This is a genomic window from Streptomyces termitum (assembly GCF_014650175.1).
In the GTDB taxonomy this organism is placed as follows: domain Bacteria; phylum Actinomycetota; class Actinomycetes; order Streptomycetales; family Streptomycetaceae; genus Streptomyces; species Streptomyces termitum.
The window spans coordinates 477,190-495,968 of the sequence record NZ_BMUL01000002.1 but is presented as its reverse complement, the minus strand read 5'-3'; the positions used below and the strand labels follow the sequence as shown (position 1 = coordinate 495,968).

Here is an 18,779-nt window from a genome sequence, read left to right as displayed (position 1 = left end):
CCGGGGCGGTGCCGGGGTGGTTCCGGTTCCGCCCCGGCCGCCCCGTCTTTGGTATGGACATGTTCAACTCCCGTCCCTACCGTGGTAGTTGGTCCAGACCAGAAGTGCCCGAGGTATCCGAAAGACCCGCACGCGTGCGGCACGGCCCATGGAAACCACAGAACTCCCCCACGTTCTTCCTGGAGCGACAGCATGCGCAAAAAGACAGGGCTCGGCGTCGTGGCGCTCGGCGTCACGGCCGCCTCCCTCTTCGCCGCCGGCACCGCCGGCAGCCACGGCTACACCGACTCGCCGATCAGCCGTCAGAAGCTCTGTGCCAACGGCACGGTGTCGAACTGCGGCTCCATCCAGTGGGAGCCGCAGTCGGTCGAGGGCCTCAAGGGCTTCCCGGCCGCAGGCCCCGCCGACGGCACGATCTGCGCGGGCGGCAACTCCCGCTTCGCGCAGCTCGACGACCCGCGCGGCGGCGCCTGGCCCGCCACCAAGGTCACGGCGGGCCAGAGCTACAGCTTCCGCTGGCAGTTCACGGCGCGCCACAGCACCACGGACTTCCGGTACTACATCACCAAGAACGGCTGGAACCCGAACTCCAAGCTCACCCGGGCCCAGCTCGACCCGCAGCCGTTCCTGACGGTGCCGTACAACCGGCAGCAGCCGCCGTCCACGCTCTCGCACTCCGGGACGCTCCCGGCGGGCAAGACGGGCCGGCACGTCATCCTGGCGGTGTGGACGGTCGCGGACACCGCGAACGCCTTCTACGCCTGCTCGGACGTCCAGTTCTGACGGCTCCGGCCCCCGGCCGCCCCGGCACCCCCGGGGCGGCCGGGGACCTCTTCCGCCTCCCGGCCGTTCATTTCTGACGAGCCGTCATCTACAGTCCGGCCCCATGACGGCCACCACACGGGCAGGCGCGGACACCGTCGCGGAGCTCATACGGCGCCGCTGGGGCGACCATGGGACCGGGCTGCGCGACGAGCACCGCATCCTCACCCACCACCAGGCCGCCGCCGGCGCCGCCGCCCGCGCCGCCCTGCTCGCGGACCTGATGCCGCCCCGGCCGGGGAGCGAGCCGCACCTCGGCCTCCTGCTCGACAACACCCCCGAGTACCCGCTCTGGCTCGGCGCGGCGGCCCTCGCGGGGGCCGCCGCCGCCGGGATCAACCCCACCCGGCGCGGCGCCGAACTCGCCCGCGACATCACCCACACCGCCTGCCGGGTCCTCGTCACCCAGCGCGCCCACCTGCCGCTCCTCGACGGCCTGCCGCTGCCCGGCGTCCGCCTCCTGGTCACCGACACCGACGCGTACGCCGACCTCCTCGCGCCCTACGCCGGCGCCCGCCCCGGCGACGCCGTCCTCGGCCCGGTCGGCCCCGCCACCCGCTACCTCCTCACCTTCACCTCCGGCTCCACCGGCGCCCCCAAGGCCGCCCTGCGCAGCCAGGGCGCGGTCGCGGCGGCCGGCGCCTCCCTCGCCCGCGCCTTCGGCACCGGACCCGACGACGTCCACTACGTCTGCATGCCGATGTTCCACGGCAACGCCGTCATCGCCGACTGGGCGCCCGCCCCCACGTTCTCGGCTTCGCTCGAACAGGGGGCACCCCCACCGCCGCAGGCGCCGCCGTCGCGCTCCGGGACCGCTTCTCCGCCTCCCGCTTCCTGCCCGACGTCCGCCGCTTCGGCGCCACCTACTTCACCTACGTCGGCCGCGCCGTCCAGTACGTCCTCGCCACCCCGCCCGGCCCGCACGACCGCGACCACCGGCTCCGCCTCGGCTTCGGCACCGAGGCCGGGGCGGTGGACGCGGCCCGCTTCCACGAGCGGTTCGGGGTGCGCCTGGTGGAGGGGTACGGCTCCTCCGAGGGCGGCGCGGCGATCCAGCGCGCCCCCGGCACCCCGCCCGGCGCGGTGGGCCGCGCGGCGCCCGGCGACGACCTCGCCGTCGTCGATCCCGCCACCCGCCGGGAGTGCCCGCCCGCCCGCCTCTCGCCCGCCGGCCGGCTCCTCAACGCCGACGAGGCCGTCGGCGAACTCGTCAACCGGGGCGGCTCCGGCACCTTCGAGGGCTACTGGCGCAACCCGGAGGCGGAGGCCGCCCGCCGCCGCGACGGCTGGTACTGGACCGGGGACCTCTTCTACCGGGACGCGGACGGCTTCCTCTACTTCGCCGGCCGCGCCGACGACCGGCTGCGGGTGGACAGCGAGAACCTGGCGGCGGCGATGATCGAGGCGATCCTGGCCCGCTGGGACCGGGCCGCGGGCGTCGCCGTCTACGCGGTCCCCGACCCGGTCGCGGGCGACCAGGTCATGGCGGCCCTCGCCCTGCGCCCCGGCGCGGCCTTCGACCCGGCGGCCTTCGCCGCCTTCCTCGACGCTCAGCCCGACCTGGGCACCAAGATGCCTCCGCGCTTCGTCCGGATCGCCCCGGCCCTCCCGCTCACCGCCACCAACAAGATCCACCGGGTCGCCCTGCGCCGCGCCTCCTTCCTCTGCGCCGACCCGGTCTGGTGGCGCCCCGCCCCCGGCGCCCCCTACGAACCGCTCACCCCGCACGCCCTCACCGCCCTCCGCGCCGAGTACACCCGCCACGGCCGCACCCCGGCGTGACCCGGCGCGAACCGGTCGGACGGGCCCTACGCCGGGCGCAGGTGCGCGGCGAAGAAGGCGACGGCCGCCGTGGCCGCCCGCTCCCGCGCCCCGGGGTCGGCCGGCTCGTCCGCGAAGAAGTCGTCGTGCCGGACCGCCGGTCCCACCGAGGCGCCGTCCGCCGCCGGCACGTGCTCCAGGTAGGGGCGGACGTCCTGCTCGTACGGGCAGATGTCGTCGGCCCCGGCCCAGCGGACGCCCAGCGGCGTCCGGATCGCGGCCAGGCTCTCCGGCGTGACGAGCCGGCCCAGGCCGGGCGCCACCTGGAAGGCGGCCCGCACCCGGGGGTCGGACAGGTCGGCCCCGGCGGCGGCGGGCAGCCCCTCGCCGGGCCGCTTCGCCCGCAGCGCCTCCAGGACGCCGGGGAACTCGGGGATCGCGGGCAGCGCCGCCGCCCCGGTGAGCACGGCCTCCAGGACCGCCGGGTCGAGCCGGGCCCCGACGGCGGCGGCCGCCGTGTAGCCGCCGGCCGAGAACCCGGCGACGCCGACCGGACCGAGGTCCCGTTCCGCGCCGAGCCGGTCGAGGACGAAGGACACGTCCCGGGGCCGCTCCCACACGTGGACGAAGCCCTCGGGCTCGTACCCGTCGACGTGGTTGTTGCCGTGGTGGTCGACGGCGACGGCGCGCAGTCCGGCCGCCCGCAGCGGGGCCGCCAGCCAGCCCATGTCCCCGCCCGACCCGCCGGTGCCGTGCGACACCACCACGGTCCCGGCCGCCTCCCCGGCGGGCTCCCACACGTACACCCGCACCGGCCGGTCCCGGCCGGGCTCCCGGTAGTCCTCGCGCGCCCCGTCGAGCAGCACGCGCACGTCGTCCGGTCCGTCTCCGCGCATCGTCATTTGGGCATCCTAGGAGCCGGGGCGAAGGGCGAAGGGGGGCGGGGCGGGAGCTACCCCCGAGACGCCCTCCCGCCCCCGTGGTCCGGGCTCCGGCGGCGGCCCCGCGTGACGGGCGGCCCCTGCCCCGGGGGCGTACGGGGACAGCGAGAAGGCCCCCCGTGCGAAACGGAGGGCCTTCTCTGTCGGTGCGCCGCCAGGGACTCGAACCCCGGACCCGCTGATTAAGAGTCAGCTGCTCTAACCAACTGAGCTAGCGGCGCCTGCTGACAGAGAAAATACTACCTGGTCCCGGGGGGTGCTCGTGACCACCGGGCCGCGCCGCCGCCCGGCGCGTCCTCAGATGGCCAGCGACAGGGCCACCGGGGCGGCCCGCCGGTTCAGGGTGTCGGCCGCCGCGCGCAGCCGGTGGGCGTGCTCGACGGGGAGCGAGAGGGCCAGGCAGCCCACGGCGGACCCGGCGGTGAGCGGCACGGCGGCGCAGACCGTGCCGACCGCGTACTCCTGGAGGTCGAGGACCGGGACGGTGGCCGGCTGGCTGTCGAGCCGGGAGAAGAGGACCTTCTCGTCGGTGATGGTCCGCGAGGTCAGCCGGGCGGTCCGGTGCCGGGAGAGGTGGTCGCGCCGCCCGTCGAGGTCGAGCTGGGTGAGCAGGCACTTGCCGACGGCGCTGGCGTGGGCGGCGGAGCGCAGGTCGACCCACTCGTGGACCTTGGGGGTGCGCGGGCTGTCGGCGAACTGGGTGATCCGCACCTCGCCGTCGATGTACCGGCTGATGTAGACGGCGGCGCCGACCGAGTCGCGCAGGTCGGTGAGGGTGTCCTGGAGCTTGGCGCGCAGCGCCTCGCGGCGGGTGGCGCCGGAGCCGAGGAGGACCAGGGAGTCGCCGGTGGCGTACGCCCCGTCGGCGATCCGCTCGACGTACCCCTCGTGCCGGAGCATGAGGAGCAGCGGGGAGAGGTGGGCGGCGGGGAGTCCGGTCTCGCGGGATATCTGGGCGTCCGAGACCCCGCCGCCGTGCCGCGAGACCGTTTCGAGGACGCGCAGGGCGTACTGCACCGAGTGGAACGGCGCGGTGGGCTCGGGGCTCAGCGCCACGGTTCCCCCTACCAGGTCGCGACCGTCAGCTTTCCTCCCACGATAGCCCTCAAAGGGGCCTCGCGGGGAGGCTGTTGGGGAGACGGGACGGGCGGTGCGGGGCCTTGTGCTGGGACGCGCCACTCTGGCATATGCCTAAGGCATGAAAGGTGCGGAGAGGTGGAGGTCAGGGGCGCGCGAAACCCGCCTCGGGCAGGAGTTCGAACCGAAAGCGGCACGAAGAATCTTCCGGGCGGTACGGCCCCGGACCCGGACCCGGCCCCGGCCCCGGCCTCGGCCCCCGTCCTCCGGTGGTCCGGAGGTGATCCCGGTCACCCCTTATCTCCCTGCTCGCCCCGATCCTCCCGTTCGCTTCGGAATAAGGCCCGCCGCCGCCCTGTTGCCGCACGGATGGACGTATCCGAGCGGAGGAAGGACCGGACGGTGAGCGAGACCGGCAGCCATGACGGGGCGGGAACGGGCGCGGAGGGCGGCGCCGTACGAGGAGAGGCGCGGGGCACCGCCCCCGTACCGCTCTCGGTGCTCGACCTGGTGACCGTCGGCGACGGGAGCACCGCGAGCGCCTCCCTCGCCACCAGCGTCGAGCTGAGCCGGCTCGCCGAGCGGCGCGGCTACCACCGGCACTGGGTGGCCGAGCACCACTCGATGCCCGGCGTCGCCTCCTCCTCGCCGGCCGTGATCCTCGCCCACCTCGCGGCCCACACCCGCCGCGTCCGGCTCGGCTCCGGCGGAGTGATGCTGCCCAACCACGCCCCGCTGGTGATCGCCGAGCAGTTCGGCACCCTGGAGGCGCTCGCCCCGGGCCGGATCGACCTCGGCCTCGGCCGCGCCCCGGGCACGGACGGCGCCACCGCCGCCGCCCTGCGCCGCACCGACCGGCTGAACGAAGGCGCGGACGACTTCCCCGAGCAGCTCTCGGAGCTGACGCGGTTCCTGGACGACGCCTTCCCGGACGGGCATCCGTACGCCCGGATCCACGCGGTGCCCGGACCGGTGCAGGGGCCGAAGGGCCGGCCGCCGGTCTGGCTGCTCGGCTCCTCCGGCTTCAGCGCCCGGCTGGCCGGCCTGCTGGGGCTGCCCTTCGCCTTCGCCCACCACTTCTCGGCCCGCAACACGGTCCCGGCCCTCGACCTCTACCGGTCGTCCTTCCGCCCCTCGGCGGTGCTCGACGCGCCGTACGCGCTGATCGGGGTGGCCGCGCTGGCCGCCGACGAGGAGGCGGAGGCCCGCCGCCAGGTGCTCACCGGCGCCGTCTCGATGCTGCGGCTGCGCACCGGCCGCCCCGGTCTGGTGCCGACGCCCGCGGACGCGGAGGCGGCGGCGCGCGGATTCACCCCGGCCGAGCGGGAGTTCGTCGACGACTGGCTCGGGAACATCGTGCACGGCACCCCGGACCGGGTCCGGACGGGCCTCGACGAGCTCCGGAAGCGCACCGGCGCCGACGAGTTGATGATCACCGCCAACGCGCACGGCGGGGCGGCCCGGCTGCGGAGCTACGAACTGATCGCGGACGCCTACGGGTTGCCCGAGCTCGACTGAATATGGGATTCCGGTCGGCGTTTGGTTCACCGTCGAACCAACCTCGTCCGCTTCCCTAAAGAAACCTTAAACCGCTCGTCACACATGGTGGCGAGCGGTTCCGTTTTGTGCTGCACGGCTCTGACGAGCGGTTTCTTCCGCGAATTGGTCTAGTCCTTAATCTGGTTCAGACCATTGACGCGCCGTTCACACGGGGGTTATCACTGCTCCATCTTCTGTACGGCACCACACGGCACCACGGCACCACCGCCCTGAATCCCCCCATCGGAGGACGCTCGTGCACCCCCGTAAGTCCATGATCGCCGCGCTGCTCAGCTCGGCCCTCGCCGCCGGAGCGCTCGCCGCGACGGCCGGCCTCGGCTCCGCCCAGGCGGCCGACGCCGCCACCACCGCCTCCCCCGGCGGGGTGCGCATCGCGTACTACGACCAGTGGAGCGTGTACGGCAACGCGTTCTACCCCAAGCACCTCGACACCCGGGGCATCGCGAGCAAGCTCGACGTCCTGAACTACTCGTTCGGCAACATCCACCCGACGAACCTCACGTGTTTCCAGGCCAACAAGGCCGCGGGTGACGACAACAACCCGAACGCGGGCGACGGCGCGGGCGACTCCTACGCGGACTACCAGAAGTCCTTCAGCGCGGCCGACTCGGTCGACGGCGTCGCCGACAAGTGGGACCAGCCGATCGTGGGCGTCTTCAACCAGTTCAAGGAACTGAAGGCGAAGTACCCCCACCTGAAGATCAACATCTCGCTGGGCGGCTGGACCTACTCCAAGTACTTCAGCGACGCGGCCAAGACGGACGCGAGCCGCAAGAAGCTCGTCTCCTCCTGCATCGACCAGTACATCAAGGGCGACCTCCCGGTCGAGGGCGGCTTCGGCGGCCCCGGCACCGCGGCCGGCATCTTCGACGGCATCGACATCGACTGGGAGTACCCCGGTTCGAACGGCGGCCACCTCGGCAACCACTACTCGGCCGACGACAAGCAGAACTTCACGCTGCTGCTCGCCGAGTTCCGCAAGCAGCTCGACGCCTACGGCGCGGCCAACGGCGGCAAGAAGTACATGCTGACCGCCGCCATGCCGGCCGGCCAGGACAAGATCAAGTACATCGAGACCGACAAGATCGGCCAGTACTTGGACTACGCCAACATCATGACGTACGACATGCACGGCGCCTGGGACGGCGACGGGCCGACGTACCACCAGTCGCCGCTGTACTCGGGCGCGAACGACCCGACCGACGTCATCGCCCCCGGGCAGGAGAAGTACTCGGTCGACGCCGCCATCGACTCCTGGATCGACGGCAACCCGGCCTACGGCATCGCCGGCGGCTTCCCCGCCAACAAGCTGACGCTGGGCTACGAGTTCTACTACCGCGGCTGGAAGGGCGTGCCCGCCGGCACCGCCAACGGCCTCGCGCAGACCGCCACCGGCGGCTCCAACGCCCGTCCGCTCTCGCAGCAGGCCGGCATCGCGCACTACAAGGAGCTCGGCGGCATCGTCGACAACCCGGCGACCACCTTCTGGGACGACCAGGCCAAGTCCTCCTACTTCTACAAGGACGGCGAGTTCTTCACCGGCCTGAACCAGAAGTCCATCCAGGAGCGGGTGAACTACGGCAAGCAGCGCGGCCTCGGCGGCGCGATGATGTACTCCCTCCTCGGCCTGGACGAGAAGGCGACCCTGCTGGGCCAGATCAACGACGCGCTCGGCGGCACCACCGTCCCGCCGACCACGCCGCCGACCACCCCGCCCACCACGCCTCCGACCACCCCGCCCACGACCCCGCCGACCACGCCGCCGACCACGCCGCCCACCTCGGGCTGCGGCACGGTCCCGGCCTACGTCGCCGGCACGGTCTACAACACGGGCAACGAGGTCGCCCACAACGGCCGCAAGTACAAGGCCAAGTGGTGGACCCAGAACGAGGCCCCCGGCACGACCGGTGAGTGGGGCGTCTGGCAGGACCTCGGCGCCTGCTGAGTGCCCGCCCGTCCGTAACACCGCATGAACCACTGCCCCCGCCCGGAATGTCCCTCCGGCCGGGGGCAGTTCCATGCCCGCGCGGCCCCCGGGCGGGGCCGGCTCAGACCCGCAGCGGCGCCGAGCCCGCGATCATCTCCGCGATCCGCTCCGGCGCCACCGGCCGTGCGTACAGCCAGCCCTGTCCGGTGTCGCAGCCGATCCGGCGCAGCCGCGCCGCCTGCCCGGAGGTCTCCACGCACTCGGCGGTGACGGTCAGGCCCAGCCGGTGCGCGAGCCCCACCAGCGCCTCCACGATCAGCTCGTCCGCCGGGTTGGCCCGCTCCTCGTCCTGGAAGCCGCGCACGAAGGAGCCGTCCAGCTTGAGCACGGAGACCGGCAGCCGGCTCAGGTAGGCGAGGTTCGAGTAGCCGGTGCCGAAGTCGTCGATGGCGATCCGCACCCCCATGTCGCTGAGCGCCTGGAGGGCCTGGAGCGGGCGGCCCGCCGAGCCCATCACCGCCGACTCGGTCAGCTCCAGCTGGAGCAGGTGCGGGGCGAGGCCGGTCTCGGCGAGGATCCCCGCCACGTCCGCCACCAGGTCGGAGTCCCAGACCTGGCGGACCGCCACGTTGACGCTGACGAAGAGCGGGCGCTCGCTCGGATGGTCCTTCTGCCACTGCCGGGCCTGCCGGCAGGCGGTCCGCAGCACCCAGCGGCCCAGCTCGACGATCGAGCCGTCCTCCTCGGCGATCCCGACGAACCGATTCGGCGGCAGCACCCCGAACTGCGGGTGGTTCCAGCGCACCAGCGCCTCCACCCCGCGCACCGTCCCGTCCGCCAGGTCCACCAGCGGCTGGTACTCCAGGGCGAACTCGCCGTGCGCCACGGCGGGACGCAGCGTCGAGGAGAGCGCCTGCCGGGTCATCCGGTGGGCGTTGCGCTCGGGGTCGAAGAGGGTCCAGCGGGCCTTGCCGTCGGCCTTGGCCCAGTACAGCGTGGTGTCGGCGGCCTGCATCAGGCCGGTCGCGGTGGTGCCGACGGCGCTGCGCTCGACGACGCCGATGGAGGCGGAGACGGAGAGCCGCTGCCCGCCCAGGTCGAAGGGGCGCTCCAGGGCGCGCAGCACCGAGCGGGCCAGGTCGGCGAGGTGCTCGGTGCCGGTGGACTCCTCCACCAGGACGGCGAACTCGTCGCCGCCCAGCCGGGCCACCAGATGGCCGCCGCTGCGGGTGAAGCCGTCGCTGTCGGCGCACTCGGTCAGCCGCCCGGCGACGGCGGCGAGGAGCCGGTCGCCGACCCGGTGCCCGAGGGTGTCGTTGACCGCCTTGAAGCCGTCCAGATCGAGGTAGCAGAGCCCGATCCGCCCTGTTCTGCCATGCCCGTACGACTGGTACGACCGGGGCGCGTCCTGCTCCTCGCCGGGGCCGGGCTCCGCCGGGGCGGCCGCCTCCAGGGCGGCGGAGAGCCGCTCGAAGAAGAGGGCCCGGTTGGGCAGCCGGGTGACCGGGTCGTGCATCTGGAGGTGGCGCAGCCGGGCCTGGAGCTCGCGCCGGTCGCTGATGTCGGCGACCGCGAGGAGCGCCCGGCCGGTGTCGGGGACCGGGGTGACGGTGACCTCGGCCCAGAGCGAGCGGCCGTCCGGCCGCTTCAGCCGGCGGGTGCAGCGGAAGCGGGCCCGGCGGCCGAGCAGGACCTCGCGGTAGGAGTCCCAGGTGCGGCCGTCGGCGGCGAGGTCGACCAGGTCGGCGGCGGCCTGCTCGCGCAGGGCGGCGGAGTCCCGGCCGAGGAGGCCGCCGAGGGCGTCGTTGGCGGCGACGACGAGGCCGTCCCGGTCGACCAGGGCCATCGCCAGCGGGGCGGTGCGGAAACCGGCCCGGTAGTCGTGGTGTTCACGCTCCGTGAGGGAGGGGCGGGCCGCGGGGAGGTCCGGCGGCTCCGGGGGGACCGGTCCTTCGGGGGTTCCGCTCACCGCTCGCTCCCGTGGTGCAGTCGGGCCGTTCACATGTGGTCGGAATGGTCGGCCTGGGACAAGTGTGCCGATCATAGAGCCAGCGCGGGGCGCCGTTCCAGCTCCGGAGCGGTGGGCGGGGGCTCCGGCGGGTGTGAGGCCGACCACCGCACTCCCCCCGCGCCACCCTTTACGACCGTTTCCGTCCGGGCCTGACTCAGGGCGTCTCCCTGCTGACCGGATGTGACTGTCCGTGAGCTGAAATATGCCCGCCGGTTGTCACCCTTGCGCCACCTCCTCACCCGACCGGGCAGCGGAAATATGCGAAACCGGATGTATCACCACAAGGTGGAGAAGGTGTCCCGTACTCGCGCAACGGAGGTCCACGTGGAGGGTCAGCAGCCACCCGGGGGAGCGGAGCGACCCCGGCTGCGCGCCGGAGCCGCCTCCTTCACCGCCCTCGCCGCCCTGGCCGCCACCGGCCTGGTCGCCGGACCGGCCGCGGCGGCGCCCTCGGCGAGCCCCTGCGTGCTGCCCCGCACCTCGGCCCACCACTCGCTCGGCCTCGACGACTGGAACGACGCCTATCCGCGCCCCGAGCGCTCCCTCGACGCGGTGATGATCTTCCTGTCCTTCCCGGACGCGACCCCGCTCACCACCCCCGCCGAGCTGGCCGCCGACCACTTCCCGGCCACCACCGACTTCTTCCGGCGGGCCTCGTACGGCCGCTTCACCCTGCGCGCGCACCCGGCCGCGGCCTGGACGCCGATGCCCCGGCCCTCCACCGACTACGCCGTGCGGCGCGACTGGGCCCCGGAGATGCGCGCCGCCTACCTGCGGGACGCGCTGGCCGCCGCCGACGACTCCGTCGACTTCTCCCGGTACGACATCGTCTACCTGGTCGCGGACCCGGACGCGCCCGGTGTGGACTCCGACGCGACCAAGGTCGTCAACCTGGAGCGGCCGCTGGAGGCCGACGGGAAGCGGATCCAGCGGGTCGTCACGGTCTTCGAGCGGCATCCGCCGGACCGGAACGTCCTCGCCCACGAGACCGGCCACGTCTTCGACCTGCCCGACCTCTACCGGCGGCCGGCCGACGGCAAGGGCGACTGGGACACCCACGTCGGGGACTGGGACGTCATGGGCAGCCAGTTCGGGCTGGCCCCGGACCCCTTCGGCTGGCACAAGTGGAAGCTGGGCTGGCTCGACCGCGACCAGGTGGCGTGCGTCCGGGGCGGCGAGCCGCGGGTGGTCGGCCTGGAGCCGGTCTCCGCGACCCCGGGGACGCGCGGCACCCGGCTGGCGGTGGTGCGCACCGGTGCCGACGGCGTCCTGGCGATCGAGGCCCGCGCGGCGACCGGCAACGACGCCGGGACCTGCACCGAGGGCGTCCTCGTCTACCGGGTGGAGGCGGGCGCGGCCTCCGGCGACGGGCCGGTACGGGTGGTGGACGGGCATCCGGACACCGAGGCGTGCGGGGACCGCTCGGTCTACCCGCCGCTGGCGGACGCCCCGCTGGAGGTCGGCGAGCGGCTCACGGTCCCCGGCACCGGGGTGCGGGTGGAGGTCGCGGACCGCAGCGCGTCCGGCGTCTGGACGGTGAAGATCACCCCGCCGGGGGTCGGCTGAGCCCCGGCGGCGGGAAAGCAGGAGGCCCCTCGCTTCCGCGAGGGGCCTCCTGTGTCGGTGCGCCGCCAGGGACTCGAACCCCGGACCCGCTGATTAAGAGTCAGCTGCTCTAACCAACTGAGCTAGCGGCGCCTGCTGACGTCGTAGACATTAGCACCCGGAGCGGCGGGAGGAAAAATCGATACCCGCACGTCGGCCGCCGAAACCGATCGGGCCGCCCGCACACAGGCCCAGAGCATCACCTCGGGGCCCGGCAGCCACGGGTGGCGGGTGTCCGGGGCGACCAGCCAGCGCGGACCCGAGGTGTCGCCCCGCGCGGGGGCCAGCGGCGGCACGGTCACCGCGTCCCCCGTGCCGTGACAGAGCGGGCGCGGCACCTTCTCGCCCCACTCCTCCCAGTCGAGCAGCGCGGGCAGCCGATGGGCCGTCCCCGGCGCGGCGAAGAGGAGCATCCGGCCCCGGTGGGCGGCGACCGGCCCGGAGCCGGGCCCCTCCTCCCACAGCCGGTCCAGCATCCGCCGGCCGAAGACCGGGTCCACGTTGACGATGTCGAAGGCCGTGCCGCAGGGCAGGACGGCGGGGGACTCCGGCCGGGCCTCCCAGCGCGCGAGCGCCGCCCCGAGGTCCCCCCGGCCGTCCGGACCGCCGGTCGCGGCCGAGGCCAGCCAGGCGGCCCCGTCGGCGGTCACCCGGGAGGTCTGGTGCCGGTGCTCGTCGCCCGTCCAGAGGGAGGGGAAGACGTCGTACGGGGTCTCGTCGCGCAGCCAGGTCGTCGTCGTCATGACTCCAGGTCTACCGGCGGTGACGGAGCCGCAGCGGAGAGTTCCCGGAAACCCGGACAGGGGCCGGAGCGGGGGAGTATCGTGCACCCCGCATATGCCGAACGCCTGTTCCGGTGGGGTATCGGGCAGGGGTTCGACACCCCCGCGCGGCAGGCCCCGGACGGCCCGGGATCAGTCCTCCTCCGGCCGCCCGCCGGTACGGATCAGATCCCGCCCGAACTCGATCATCTTGCGCGCGTAGTCCTCGGTCCAGGCCGCCCGCTCGGCCACGTCCGCCGCCGACAGCCGGTCGAACCGCTTCGGATCCGCCAGCTGCGCCGCCGCCACGGCCTGGAACTCCACCGCCCGGTCCGCCGCCGCCCGGAACGCCAGGGTCAGCTCCGTCGCCCGGGAGAGCAGCTCCTTCGGATCCTCGATCGACTCCAGATCGAAGAAGTGCTCCGGGTCGGCGGTCGCCTCGGCGGGCTCGAAGACCAGCGGTGCCGGTCGCAGCCGCCGCTGTCCGCCCCGCTCCGCGGGTTGCGCCATCGTCCTGTTCCTCCTCGCACGCGCACGGCCCGGACACCCGGGCCACCCCTCATTGTCCCGCGTGCCGCAAGAGCGCCCCGGCCGGGCGGCGGCGGGCCGCCCGGCCGAGGGGGTCAGCACTTGGCGGACGCGGGCAGGTTCCCGTACTTGTCGCCGGAGAAGTAGATCGCGCTGGAGTAGCCCCAGGTGCCGGAGCCGCTCCGGGCGAGGATCCAGACGTTGTTGGTGGTGCCCTCCGCGGTGACCGACTGGCCGTACTTCCAGCAGCTCACCGCGTAGGAGTTGCCGCCGTACAGCTTGCCCAGCAGCCGGGAGTCGCCGGTCGCGTAGAGGCGCAGGTTGACCGTGCTCCAGACGTTCCGGTAGCTGTGGACCGGCGGCAGCACCGGGCCTGACAGGACGGCCCGCTCCGCCCCGGCCGGAGCGGCGGCCGCCGTGCCCGCCGCGCCCAGGACACCGGCGAGCGCCAGGGCGCCCGTGGCGAGGGCGACGGTCGTACGAGTCGTGAGAGCCCGCATGTTTCTTCCTCCCGTTTCCTGCTCCGAACGGCGCGGACACGCCTGCCGGCCTGCGCCGTGCGGCAACCATGACGGATTCCGGTCCCGCCCGGCGACGCTGTTGCGACTGGCCGTAAAAGCCGAGCGAGCAAGGGGGGAACGAGATGCTCCGCATCCACTTCGGACACACCGACCTGGGCGCCGTCCGGGTCGCCACCGCACCGAACCCGTTCTGGGAGATCGCCACCAGCCTGCACCGCCTCCAGACCAGGGACGGCCGCTGGGCCTACGCCGACTGGTTCCGCACCGTCCGGGTCCGGCTGCGCGAGAAGGGCCTCGACCGGGCCCTGCGCACGGTCCTCCTGCCGCTCGTCCCCCGCGCCGCGTACTTCCCCGACTTCCTCACCCCCGCCGCCGGCGTCGACGGCCTCGACGCCGGAGCCGACGAGATCCTGGCGACCTGCCCCCGGCGGGTGGCACGGGAACTGGCCCGGCTCGACCGCGTCGTCGGCGCCCCCGCCTGGGCGCCCCGGCTCACCGGCCCGGAGGCCCGCCGGGACCTCGTCCGGCTGCTGCGCGCCTACCACGACGCCGCCGTCGCCCCGTACACCGAGGAGATCCGCTCCCGCTTCGACGCCGAACGGGCCGCCCTCGGCCGGGGCTTCCTCGACGACGGCGTCCCCGGCCTGCTCGGCGGCGCGGGCCCCGCGATCCGCTGGCGCCCGCCCGCGCTGCACGTCGACTACCCGGCCGCCGACCGCGACCTGCGGCTCGACGGACGCGGCCTGACCCTGCTCCCCACCTACTTCTGCTGGCGCTCCCCGAACAGCCTCGCCGACCCGGCGCTCCCGCCCGTCCTGTGCCACCCGGTGCACCGGGGCGCCGCACCGCTGCCCCCGGACCACCCGCTCGCCCAGACGGCCGCGCCGCCCCTGGCGACGCTCCTCGGCCGGACCCGGGCGACGGCCCTGCGCGCCGCCGCCGGCGGGGCGACGACCGGGGAGATCGCCCGCGCGGCGGGCGTCTCCGCGGCCTCCGCCAGCCGGCACGCCACCGCCCTGCGCGACGCCGGCCTCGTCACCACCCGACGGCACGGCGCCACCGTCCTGCACACCCTCACCCCCGTCGGCGCCTCCGTCCTGCGCGCCGCCACCCCCTGACCCTCCCGGCCCCTCAGGGCGTCCAGCGCACGCGGTGCTCCGCCAGGTGCGAGAGCACCGCGTGGTTCGCCTCCCACCCGTCCGGGAACTTCACGGTGACGCCGAGCTGGACCGGCTCCGTCGACGGGTGCTCGTCGAGGAGGTCGGTCACGCCCGCGCGGCACACCACCACGCAGGCGTGCCGGTGCCGGGAGGCCAGCACGCACAGGCGGCCCGTCTCCAGGTGGAAGGCGGTCGCGTCCGGACGGCCCGACAACGGGTGCAGCACCACGGTCACGTCGTACTCGCGGCCCTGGAGGCGGTTGGCCGTGTCCACCGTCACCCCCGACACGCCCAGCTCCGCCAGGGCCGCCCGGACCGCCGCCGCCTGGTCGCGATGGGCGGTGCCCACCGCGATCCGGCCGGCCGTCAGCGGCACCGGCTCCTCCGCGCGCTCCGAGACCGCCGCCCCGCCCCGGTCCAGCAGCCGCCGCACCACCAGGGCCACCGCCCGGACCGCCTCCGGATCGGTGCGCGGCGTGTGCCGGGCGGGCAGCTCCAGCAGCCCCCAGCCGGACTCCGCCGCCTCGTCCAGCACCCGGTCCTGCGCCGAACCGTCCGACGGCGCCCCGAAGGAGAGCCGCCGGTCGCCCGGCCCGGTCCCGGACCGGAAGGGCGTGTACGGATAGAAGGCGTCCGACACCAGCGGCGCCGCCGACGCGGGCAGCCGCCAGGAGACCGGCAGCCGGTGCTGCGGCAGCTCCGGATTGTGCGCCAGCAGCGTCGAGACCGCCGACGCCGACGGGTCGTACGACAACCCCGCCCACTGCTCCGCGCCCACCACCGAGAACGGGTCCAACTGCCCCGGATCGCCCACGAACAGCGCCCGCTCGAACAGCCCCGCCACCGCCAGCAGCGCGTCCGAACGCATCTGGTACGCCTCGTCCACGATCGCGTGCGCCCACGGCTCCACGTTCTTCACGTGCGCCCACTTGGCGGCCGTCGAGACCACCACCGGCAGCCCGGCCAGATCGGCCGCCTTCGCCGACTTCCGCACCCGCTCCAGCCCGTCCAGCGCCCGGTCGTACGGATCGCTGTCGCTGGAGTGCAGCCGGCCCACCTCCAGCTCCGGCTGCTTCTCCGCGAGCCGCAGCACCAGGTCGTCCACCTGCGCGTTGGTCTGCGCGACCACCATCAGCGGCCGCCCGGCCGCCGCCAGTTCGAGCGCGGCCCGCACCACCAGGGTCGACTTCCCGGCCCCCGGCGGGGAGTCGACGACGACCCCCCGCGCGGTGCCGTGCAGGGTGTCGGCGAGGATCGCCGCCGTCGCCTCCGCCGCCGCGGAGGAGGGATCGAACACGCTCACAGCAGGTCCTCGGGGGTCACGGCGTCGGGAAGTTCGCCTTCGGGATGGCGCGGCGGGCCGCCGTGGGTCCACGGCGTCTCCTCCGGATCGGGCAGCTTCGGCCCCGACCGCTGGTCGTGCTCGAACAGCGTCCAGGCGATCCGGTCGCCCTTCTCCGGCACCGTGCCCGGCGCCGGCTCCTTCGCCCGGCCCATCTTGTCCAGCAGCCGCAGCACCACCGAGCCGTCCTCCTCCAGCGCCACGAACTCGGCCGCCTGCGGCCGCCCGTCCAGCGAGCGGTACGCCTTCACGCCCCCGCCCAGGTGCGGCCGGTCCCCGGTGCGGACCGTGACCAGCGGACGCGGCGCGGGCCGCTTCGACTCCGTCCACGCCATCACCACCTCGGTCACCTCGCCGGTGAACGCCTCGCCCGCCAGCCGCCGCCCGGCCAGCACCAGCGGATCGTCCAGCGCCTCCTGCGCGTCCAGCTGCCCCTGCGCCTGCTCGCGCGCGGCCAGCTTCGCGGCGGCCGTCACCGCGTCGTCGCGGCGCGGCTGCGGCGGCTCCCCGGCGGTGATCCGGTCCCGGTGCGCGGTGAACGACCAGCGGTCCCGGGTCCACCGGTCGGCGACCCTGGCCCCCTCCGGCAGCTCCCGCAGCAGCGCGAGCGCCCGCCAGGACGCGTCCCACGTCGGCTTCAGCTGCGAGGCGACGAGCCGCCGCACCTCCCCCTCGGCCCGGTGCAGCGCGCCCAGCGCCAGCTCCGCCGCCGCGCCGTCCTCGGCCGCGCCGACCCCCAGCCGGGCCCGGTCGTACGCCTCGATCGCGGGCGCCAGGAGCTGGTTGTCGAAGGCCGGATCGGTCGCGGGCCCGGCCGGCGGGCACAGCAGCTGCCCCCGCTCGTCCCGGCCCAGCTCCGCCCGGTGCGCCGCCTCCGCGCCGGACGCGGCGCCCGGCCCGTCCGGGGCGTCGATCCAGGCGAGCAGCGCCCCCAGGTGCTGGTCCTCCAGGCTCGACTGGCCGGTCGCCCAGTGCCGGTTCAGCAGGTCGGTCGCGGCCAGCAGCAGCGAGGAGCCCGGCACCCGGGCCCGCTCCCCGTAGTGGGTGAGCCAGCGGCCGAGCAGCGGCACCCGCGGCGGCGCCGGATAGGGCGTGTCAGGGTCCTGCTCGGCGGTCCGCCGGAACCGCATGGACCGGCCCAGGAGCCGTACGTACGCGATGCCCGCCCTGCTCGGCACGATCAGCTGCGGCGCGTCCGCGCACAGGTCCACCAGGACCTTCTCGCCGGTCGCCGGGTCCTTCCGCTCCACCGGCTCGACGTCGTCCGCGTACCCCTCGACGTACGGCAGCACCACCTCGGCCAGCTCGGCGAGGAAGGCGAACCGCTGCTCCCGGTCCCGGGGCTGCGGCACCACCAGCAGCCGGGGCTCCGCCGGATCGGTGCCGACCAGCGCCCCCAGCGGGGCGCCCGCCTCGCCGGCGGTGGTCAGCGGCACCAGGACGAGGGGCCGCGCGGACAGGTGCCGGTGCCGGACGGTCGCCAGCGGCTGGGCCCGCCCCGCCTCCACCGCCTCCATCCGGGCCAGGTGCGCGATCAGCGACATGCGGCGGCCTCCCCGAGGGCCTCCTGCCGCAGCGCCCGCGCCCGGCGCAGCGCCGCCACCGCCGGGTCCTCCGGGTCGCCGGCCTCGCCGCGCGCGGCGGCCAGCACCGCGCCGACCGTGGTCAGCCCGCCCAGCTCGCCCCGCACCGACCGGCCCAGGGTCTGCACCGCCTCCGCCTCCCGGGCCCGCGAGCGGCAGTGGAAGCCCATCTCGCAGGCGGCCAGGCACTCCGGCGCGTAGGCGTGCGGCACCGCCTCGACGGCCGCCGACAGCTCCGCGGCGGAGCAGCCCCCCACGTCGAAGCTCAGCCCCTCCGGCAGGGCGTCCGCGATCTCGTCGATCCGGGTCAGCCGGGCCAGCTGGCGGCGCGTCACCGCCCGCTGCCTGCGCACGTCCACGGCCGAGGCCGTCGGCAGGTTCGAGAAGTCCTTCGGGCAGACCAGCAGCACCGTGTGGGCGACCTCGGCGCCCGCCGTCACCGCCGCCACCCGCTCCAGCGCCAGCACGTACACCGCCGCCTGCCGGGCCGCCGCGCCGACCTTCGCCGCGTCGGCCGACCCGTCCAGCATCGGGAAGGACTTGATCTCCACGACCGTCCACCGCCCGGCCGGGTCGACCACCACCGCGTCCGGCTCCAGGTGCACCGGCGAACCGGCCACCTCCAGCGTCAGCAACGGGTGGTCGAGCAGCGTCCAGCCGCCGGCCGCGGTCGCCTCGCGCAGCGCCAGCGCGGTCCGGGCCGTCCGCCCCTCCGGGCCGGCCGCCGACAGGTCGGGCACGGCGACCGCGCCGGGCTCCTCGACGCCGAGCAGGCGCAGCAGTTCGCGCCCGCCGTCCGCCTTCACCCGCGCCTCGAAGCTGTTGCCCCGCACGATCGCGAACTGCGACTGGCCGAAGGGCGCGGGCGAGCCCAGTTTCGCCGCGAGCGCCGCCTTGTCGACCCCGGCGCCGTCGAGCAGCGCCCGGCGGCGGCAGCCCGGATTGGCGGCCAGCGCGGCCAGTGCCCGCGCGTCCAGCGGGCGGGGTGGGACCGCCGGTCCGCGCAGCTCGGCGAGTCTCTCCCGCGTCCTGCGCCGGCTCGCCGGGGTCGGAACGGGGTCCGTCGTCTGCGCCGGCCGGGACCGGCCGTCGTCCAGGGAAGTGCTCACCCACGGAAGTCTCGCATCCACCACCGACAACGGGGCCGGTTCCACCCTTGCGGCCCCCGGCAGTTCACCGT

General features: G+C 74.9%; 14 protein-coding genes, 2 tRNA genes and 1 pseudogene. 6 read left to right on the top strand and 11 right to left on the bottom strand.

Annotated features, from left to right (window positions below; genetic code table 11):
• Nucleotides 1-192: 192 nt before the first annotated feature.
• Nucleotides 193-783: a lytic polysaccharide monooxygenase auxiliary activity family 9 protein gene (locus tag IE219_RS05485; protein WP_189975362.1), complete on the top strand. Its 591-nt coding sequence runs from the start codon at nucleotides 193-195 to the stop codon at nucleotides 781-783.
• A 103-nt stretch (nucleotides 784-886) separates the two neighbouring features.
• Nucleotides 887-2,604: pseudogene (locus tag IE219_RS05480) on the top strand (AMP-binding protein).
• A gap of 26 nt (nucleotides 2,605-2,630) precedes the next feature.
• Here IE219_RS05480 and IE219_RS05475 read toward each other — a convergent pair.
• The 3 genes from IE219_RS05475 to IE219_RS05465 form a co-directional block, all read right to left on the bottom strand.
• Nucleotides 2,631-3,485: an alpha/beta hydrolase family protein gene (locus tag IE219_RS05475; RefSeq protein WP_189975361.1), complete on the bottom strand. Its 855-nt coding sequence runs from the start codon at nucleotides 3,483-3,485 to the stop codon at nucleotides 2,631-2,633.
• Nucleotides 3,486-3,671: 186 nt separating this feature from the next.
• Nucleotides 3,672-3,745: transfer RNA gene (locus tag IE219_RS05470), tRNA-Lys, on the bottom strand.
• Nucleotides 3,746-3,821: 76 nt separating this feature from the next.
• Nucleotides 3,822-4,580: an IclR family transcriptional regulator gene (locus IE219_RS05465; protein ID WP_189975360.1), complete on the bottom strand. Its 759-nt coding sequence runs from the start codon at nucleotides 4,578-4,580 to the stop codon at nucleotides 3,822-3,824.
• A gap of 390 nt (nucleotides 4,581-4,970) precedes the next feature.
• Here IE219_RS05465 and IE219_RS05460 point away from each other — a divergent pair, with 390 nt between their 5' ends.
• Both IE219_RS05460 and IE219_RS05455 read left to right on the top strand, forming a co-directional pair.
• Entirely contained in the window at nucleotides 4,971-6,119 is a 1,149-nt protein-coding gene (locus IE219_RS05460; protein WP_229849596.1) for an LLM class flavin-dependent oxidoreductase, read from the top strand.
• Nucleotides 6,120-6,396: 277 nt separating this feature from the next.
• Nucleotides 6,397-8,106: a glycosyl hydrolase family 18 protein gene (locus tag IE219_RS05455; protein ID WP_506004918.1), complete on the top strand. Its 1,710-nt coding sequence runs from the start codon at nucleotides 6,397-6,399 to the stop codon at nucleotides 8,104-8,106.
• Between the two features lie 103 nt (nucleotides 8,107-8,209).
• On the opposite strand, the gene IE219_RS05450 is transcribed toward IE219_RS05455, so the two are convergent.
• The gene (locus IE219_RS05450) at nucleotides 8,210-10,057 is read right to left on the bottom strand and encodes a putative bifunctional diguanylate cyclase/phosphodiesterase (RefSeq protein WP_229849595.1); all 1,848 of its coding nucleotides are present in this window, start codon (nucleotides 10,055-10,057) and stop codon (nucleotides 8,210-8,212) included.
• Between the two features lie 366 nt (nucleotides 10,058-10,423).
• Between IE219_RS05450 and IE219_RS05445 the strand changes: the two genes are divergently transcribed.
• Nucleotides 10,424-11,665 (top strand): M6 family metalloprotease domain-containing protein, encoded by a 1,242-nt coding sequence (locus IE219_RS05445; RefSeq protein ID WP_189975357.1) that lies wholly within the window; start codon nucleotides 10,424-10,426, stop codon nucleotides 11,663-11,665.
• A 58-nt stretch (nucleotides 11,666-11,723) separates the two neighbouring features.
• Here the strand turns inward: IE219_RS05445 and IE219_RS05440 are convergent.
• The 4 genes from IE219_RS05440 to IE219_RS05425 all read right to left on the bottom strand — a co-directional run bounded on the left by IE219_RS05440 (nucleotide 11,724) and on the right by IE219_RS05425 (nucleotide 13,493).
• A tRNA-Lys gene (locus tag IE219_RS05440) sits at nucleotides 11,724-11,797 on the bottom strand.
• On the bottom strand, nucleotides 11,788-12,447 hold the full coding sequence (locus IE219_RS05435) for a hypothetical protein (RefSeq protein ID WP_189975356.1): 660 nt from the start codon (nucleotides 12,445-12,447) through the stop codon (nucleotides 11,788-11,790). The genes IE219_RS05440 and IE219_RS05435 overlap by 10 nt, the downstream gene beginning before the upstream one ends.
• A 171-nt stretch (nucleotides 12,448-12,618) precedes the next feature.
• The gene (locus IE219_RS05430) at nucleotides 12,619-12,975 is read right to left on the bottom strand and encodes a DUF8844 domain-containing protein (protein ID WP_189975355.1); all 357 of its coding nucleotides are present in this window, start codon (nucleotides 12,973-12,975) and stop codon (nucleotides 12,619-12,621) included.
• 113 nt (nucleotides 12,976-13,088) lie between these two features.
• Complete coding sequence (locus tag IE219_RS05425) at nucleotides 13,089-13,493, bottom strand: SH3 domain-containing protein (RefSeq protein ID WP_189975354.1); 405 nt, start codon at nucleotides 13,491-13,493, stop codon at nucleotides 13,089-13,091.
• A gap of 143 nt (nucleotides 13,494-13,636) precedes the next feature.
• On the opposite strand from IE219_RS05425, the gene IE219_RS05420 reads away from it, so the two are divergent.
• Nucleotides 13,637-14,632, top strand: coding sequence for a MarR family transcriptional regulator (locus tag IE219_RS05420; RefSeq protein WP_189975353.1), 996 nt, complete (start codon nucleotides 13,637-13,639; stop codon nucleotides 14,630-14,632).
• Nucleotides 14,633-14,645: 13 nt separating this feature from the next.
• Here the strand turns inward: IE219_RS05420 and IE219_RS05415 are convergent, their stop codons facing one another.
• Genes IE219_RS05415 through IE219_RS05405 form a run of 3 tightly spaced genes read right to left on the bottom strand, consistent with a single transcriptional unit; the run spans nucleotide 14,646 to nucleotide 18,708 of the window.
• The gene (locus IE219_RS05415) at nucleotides 14,646-15,977 is read right to left on the bottom strand and encodes an AAA domain-containing protein (protein ID WP_189975352.1); all 1,332 of its coding nucleotides are present in this window, start codon (nucleotides 15,975-15,977) and stop codon (nucleotides 14,646-14,648) included.
• A complete protein-coding gene (locus tag IE219_RS05410) occupies nucleotides 15,974-17,560 on the bottom strand; it encodes a hypothetical protein (protein ID WP_189975351.1) in 1,587 nt (528 codons plus the stop codon). The genes IE219_RS05415 and IE219_RS05410 overlap by 4 nt, the downstream gene beginning before the upstream one ends.
• Nucleotides 17,551-18,708, bottom strand: coding sequence for a hypothetical protein (locus IE219_RS05405; protein WP_189975350.1), 1,158 nt, complete (start codon nucleotides 18,706-18,708; stop codon nucleotides 17,551-17,553). Before IE219_RS05405 ends, IE219_RS05410 begins: the two co-directional genes overlap by 10 nt.
• Nucleotides 18,709-18,779: the final 71 nt, after the last annotated feature.

Coding starts and splice junctions, on each gene's coding strand:
- IE219_RS05485 (WP_189975362.1), top strand. CDS start 193: ATGCGCAAAAAGACAGGGCTCGGCGTCGTGGCGCTCGGCGTCACGGCC.
- IE219_RS05475 (WP_189975361.1), bottom strand. CDS start 3,485: ATGACGATGCGCGGAGACGGACCGGACGACGTGCGCGTGCTGCTCGAC.
- IE219_RS05460 (WP_229849596.1), top strand. CDS start 4,971: ATGGACGTATCCGAGCGGAGGAAGGACCGGACGGTGAGCGAGACCGGC.
- IE219_RS05435 (WP_189975356.1), bottom strand. CDS start 12,447: ATGACGACGACGACCTGGCTGCGCGACGAGACCCCGTACGACGTCTTC.
- IE219_RS05430 (WP_189975355.1), bottom strand. CDS start 12,975: ATGGCGCAACCCGCGGAGCGGGGCGGACAGCGGCGGCTGCGACCGGCA.
- IE219_RS05425 (WP_189975354.1), bottom strand. CDS start 13,493: ATGCGGGCTCTCACGACTCGTACGACCGTCGCCCTCGCCACGGGCGCC.
- IE219_RS05420 (WP_189975353.1), top strand. CDS start 13,637: ATGCTCCGCATCCACTTCGGACACACCGACCTGGGCGCCGTCCGGGTC.
- IE219_RS05410 (WP_189975351.1), bottom strand. CDS start 17,560: ATGTCGCTGATCGCGCACCTGGCCCGGATGGAGGCGGTGGAGGCGGGG.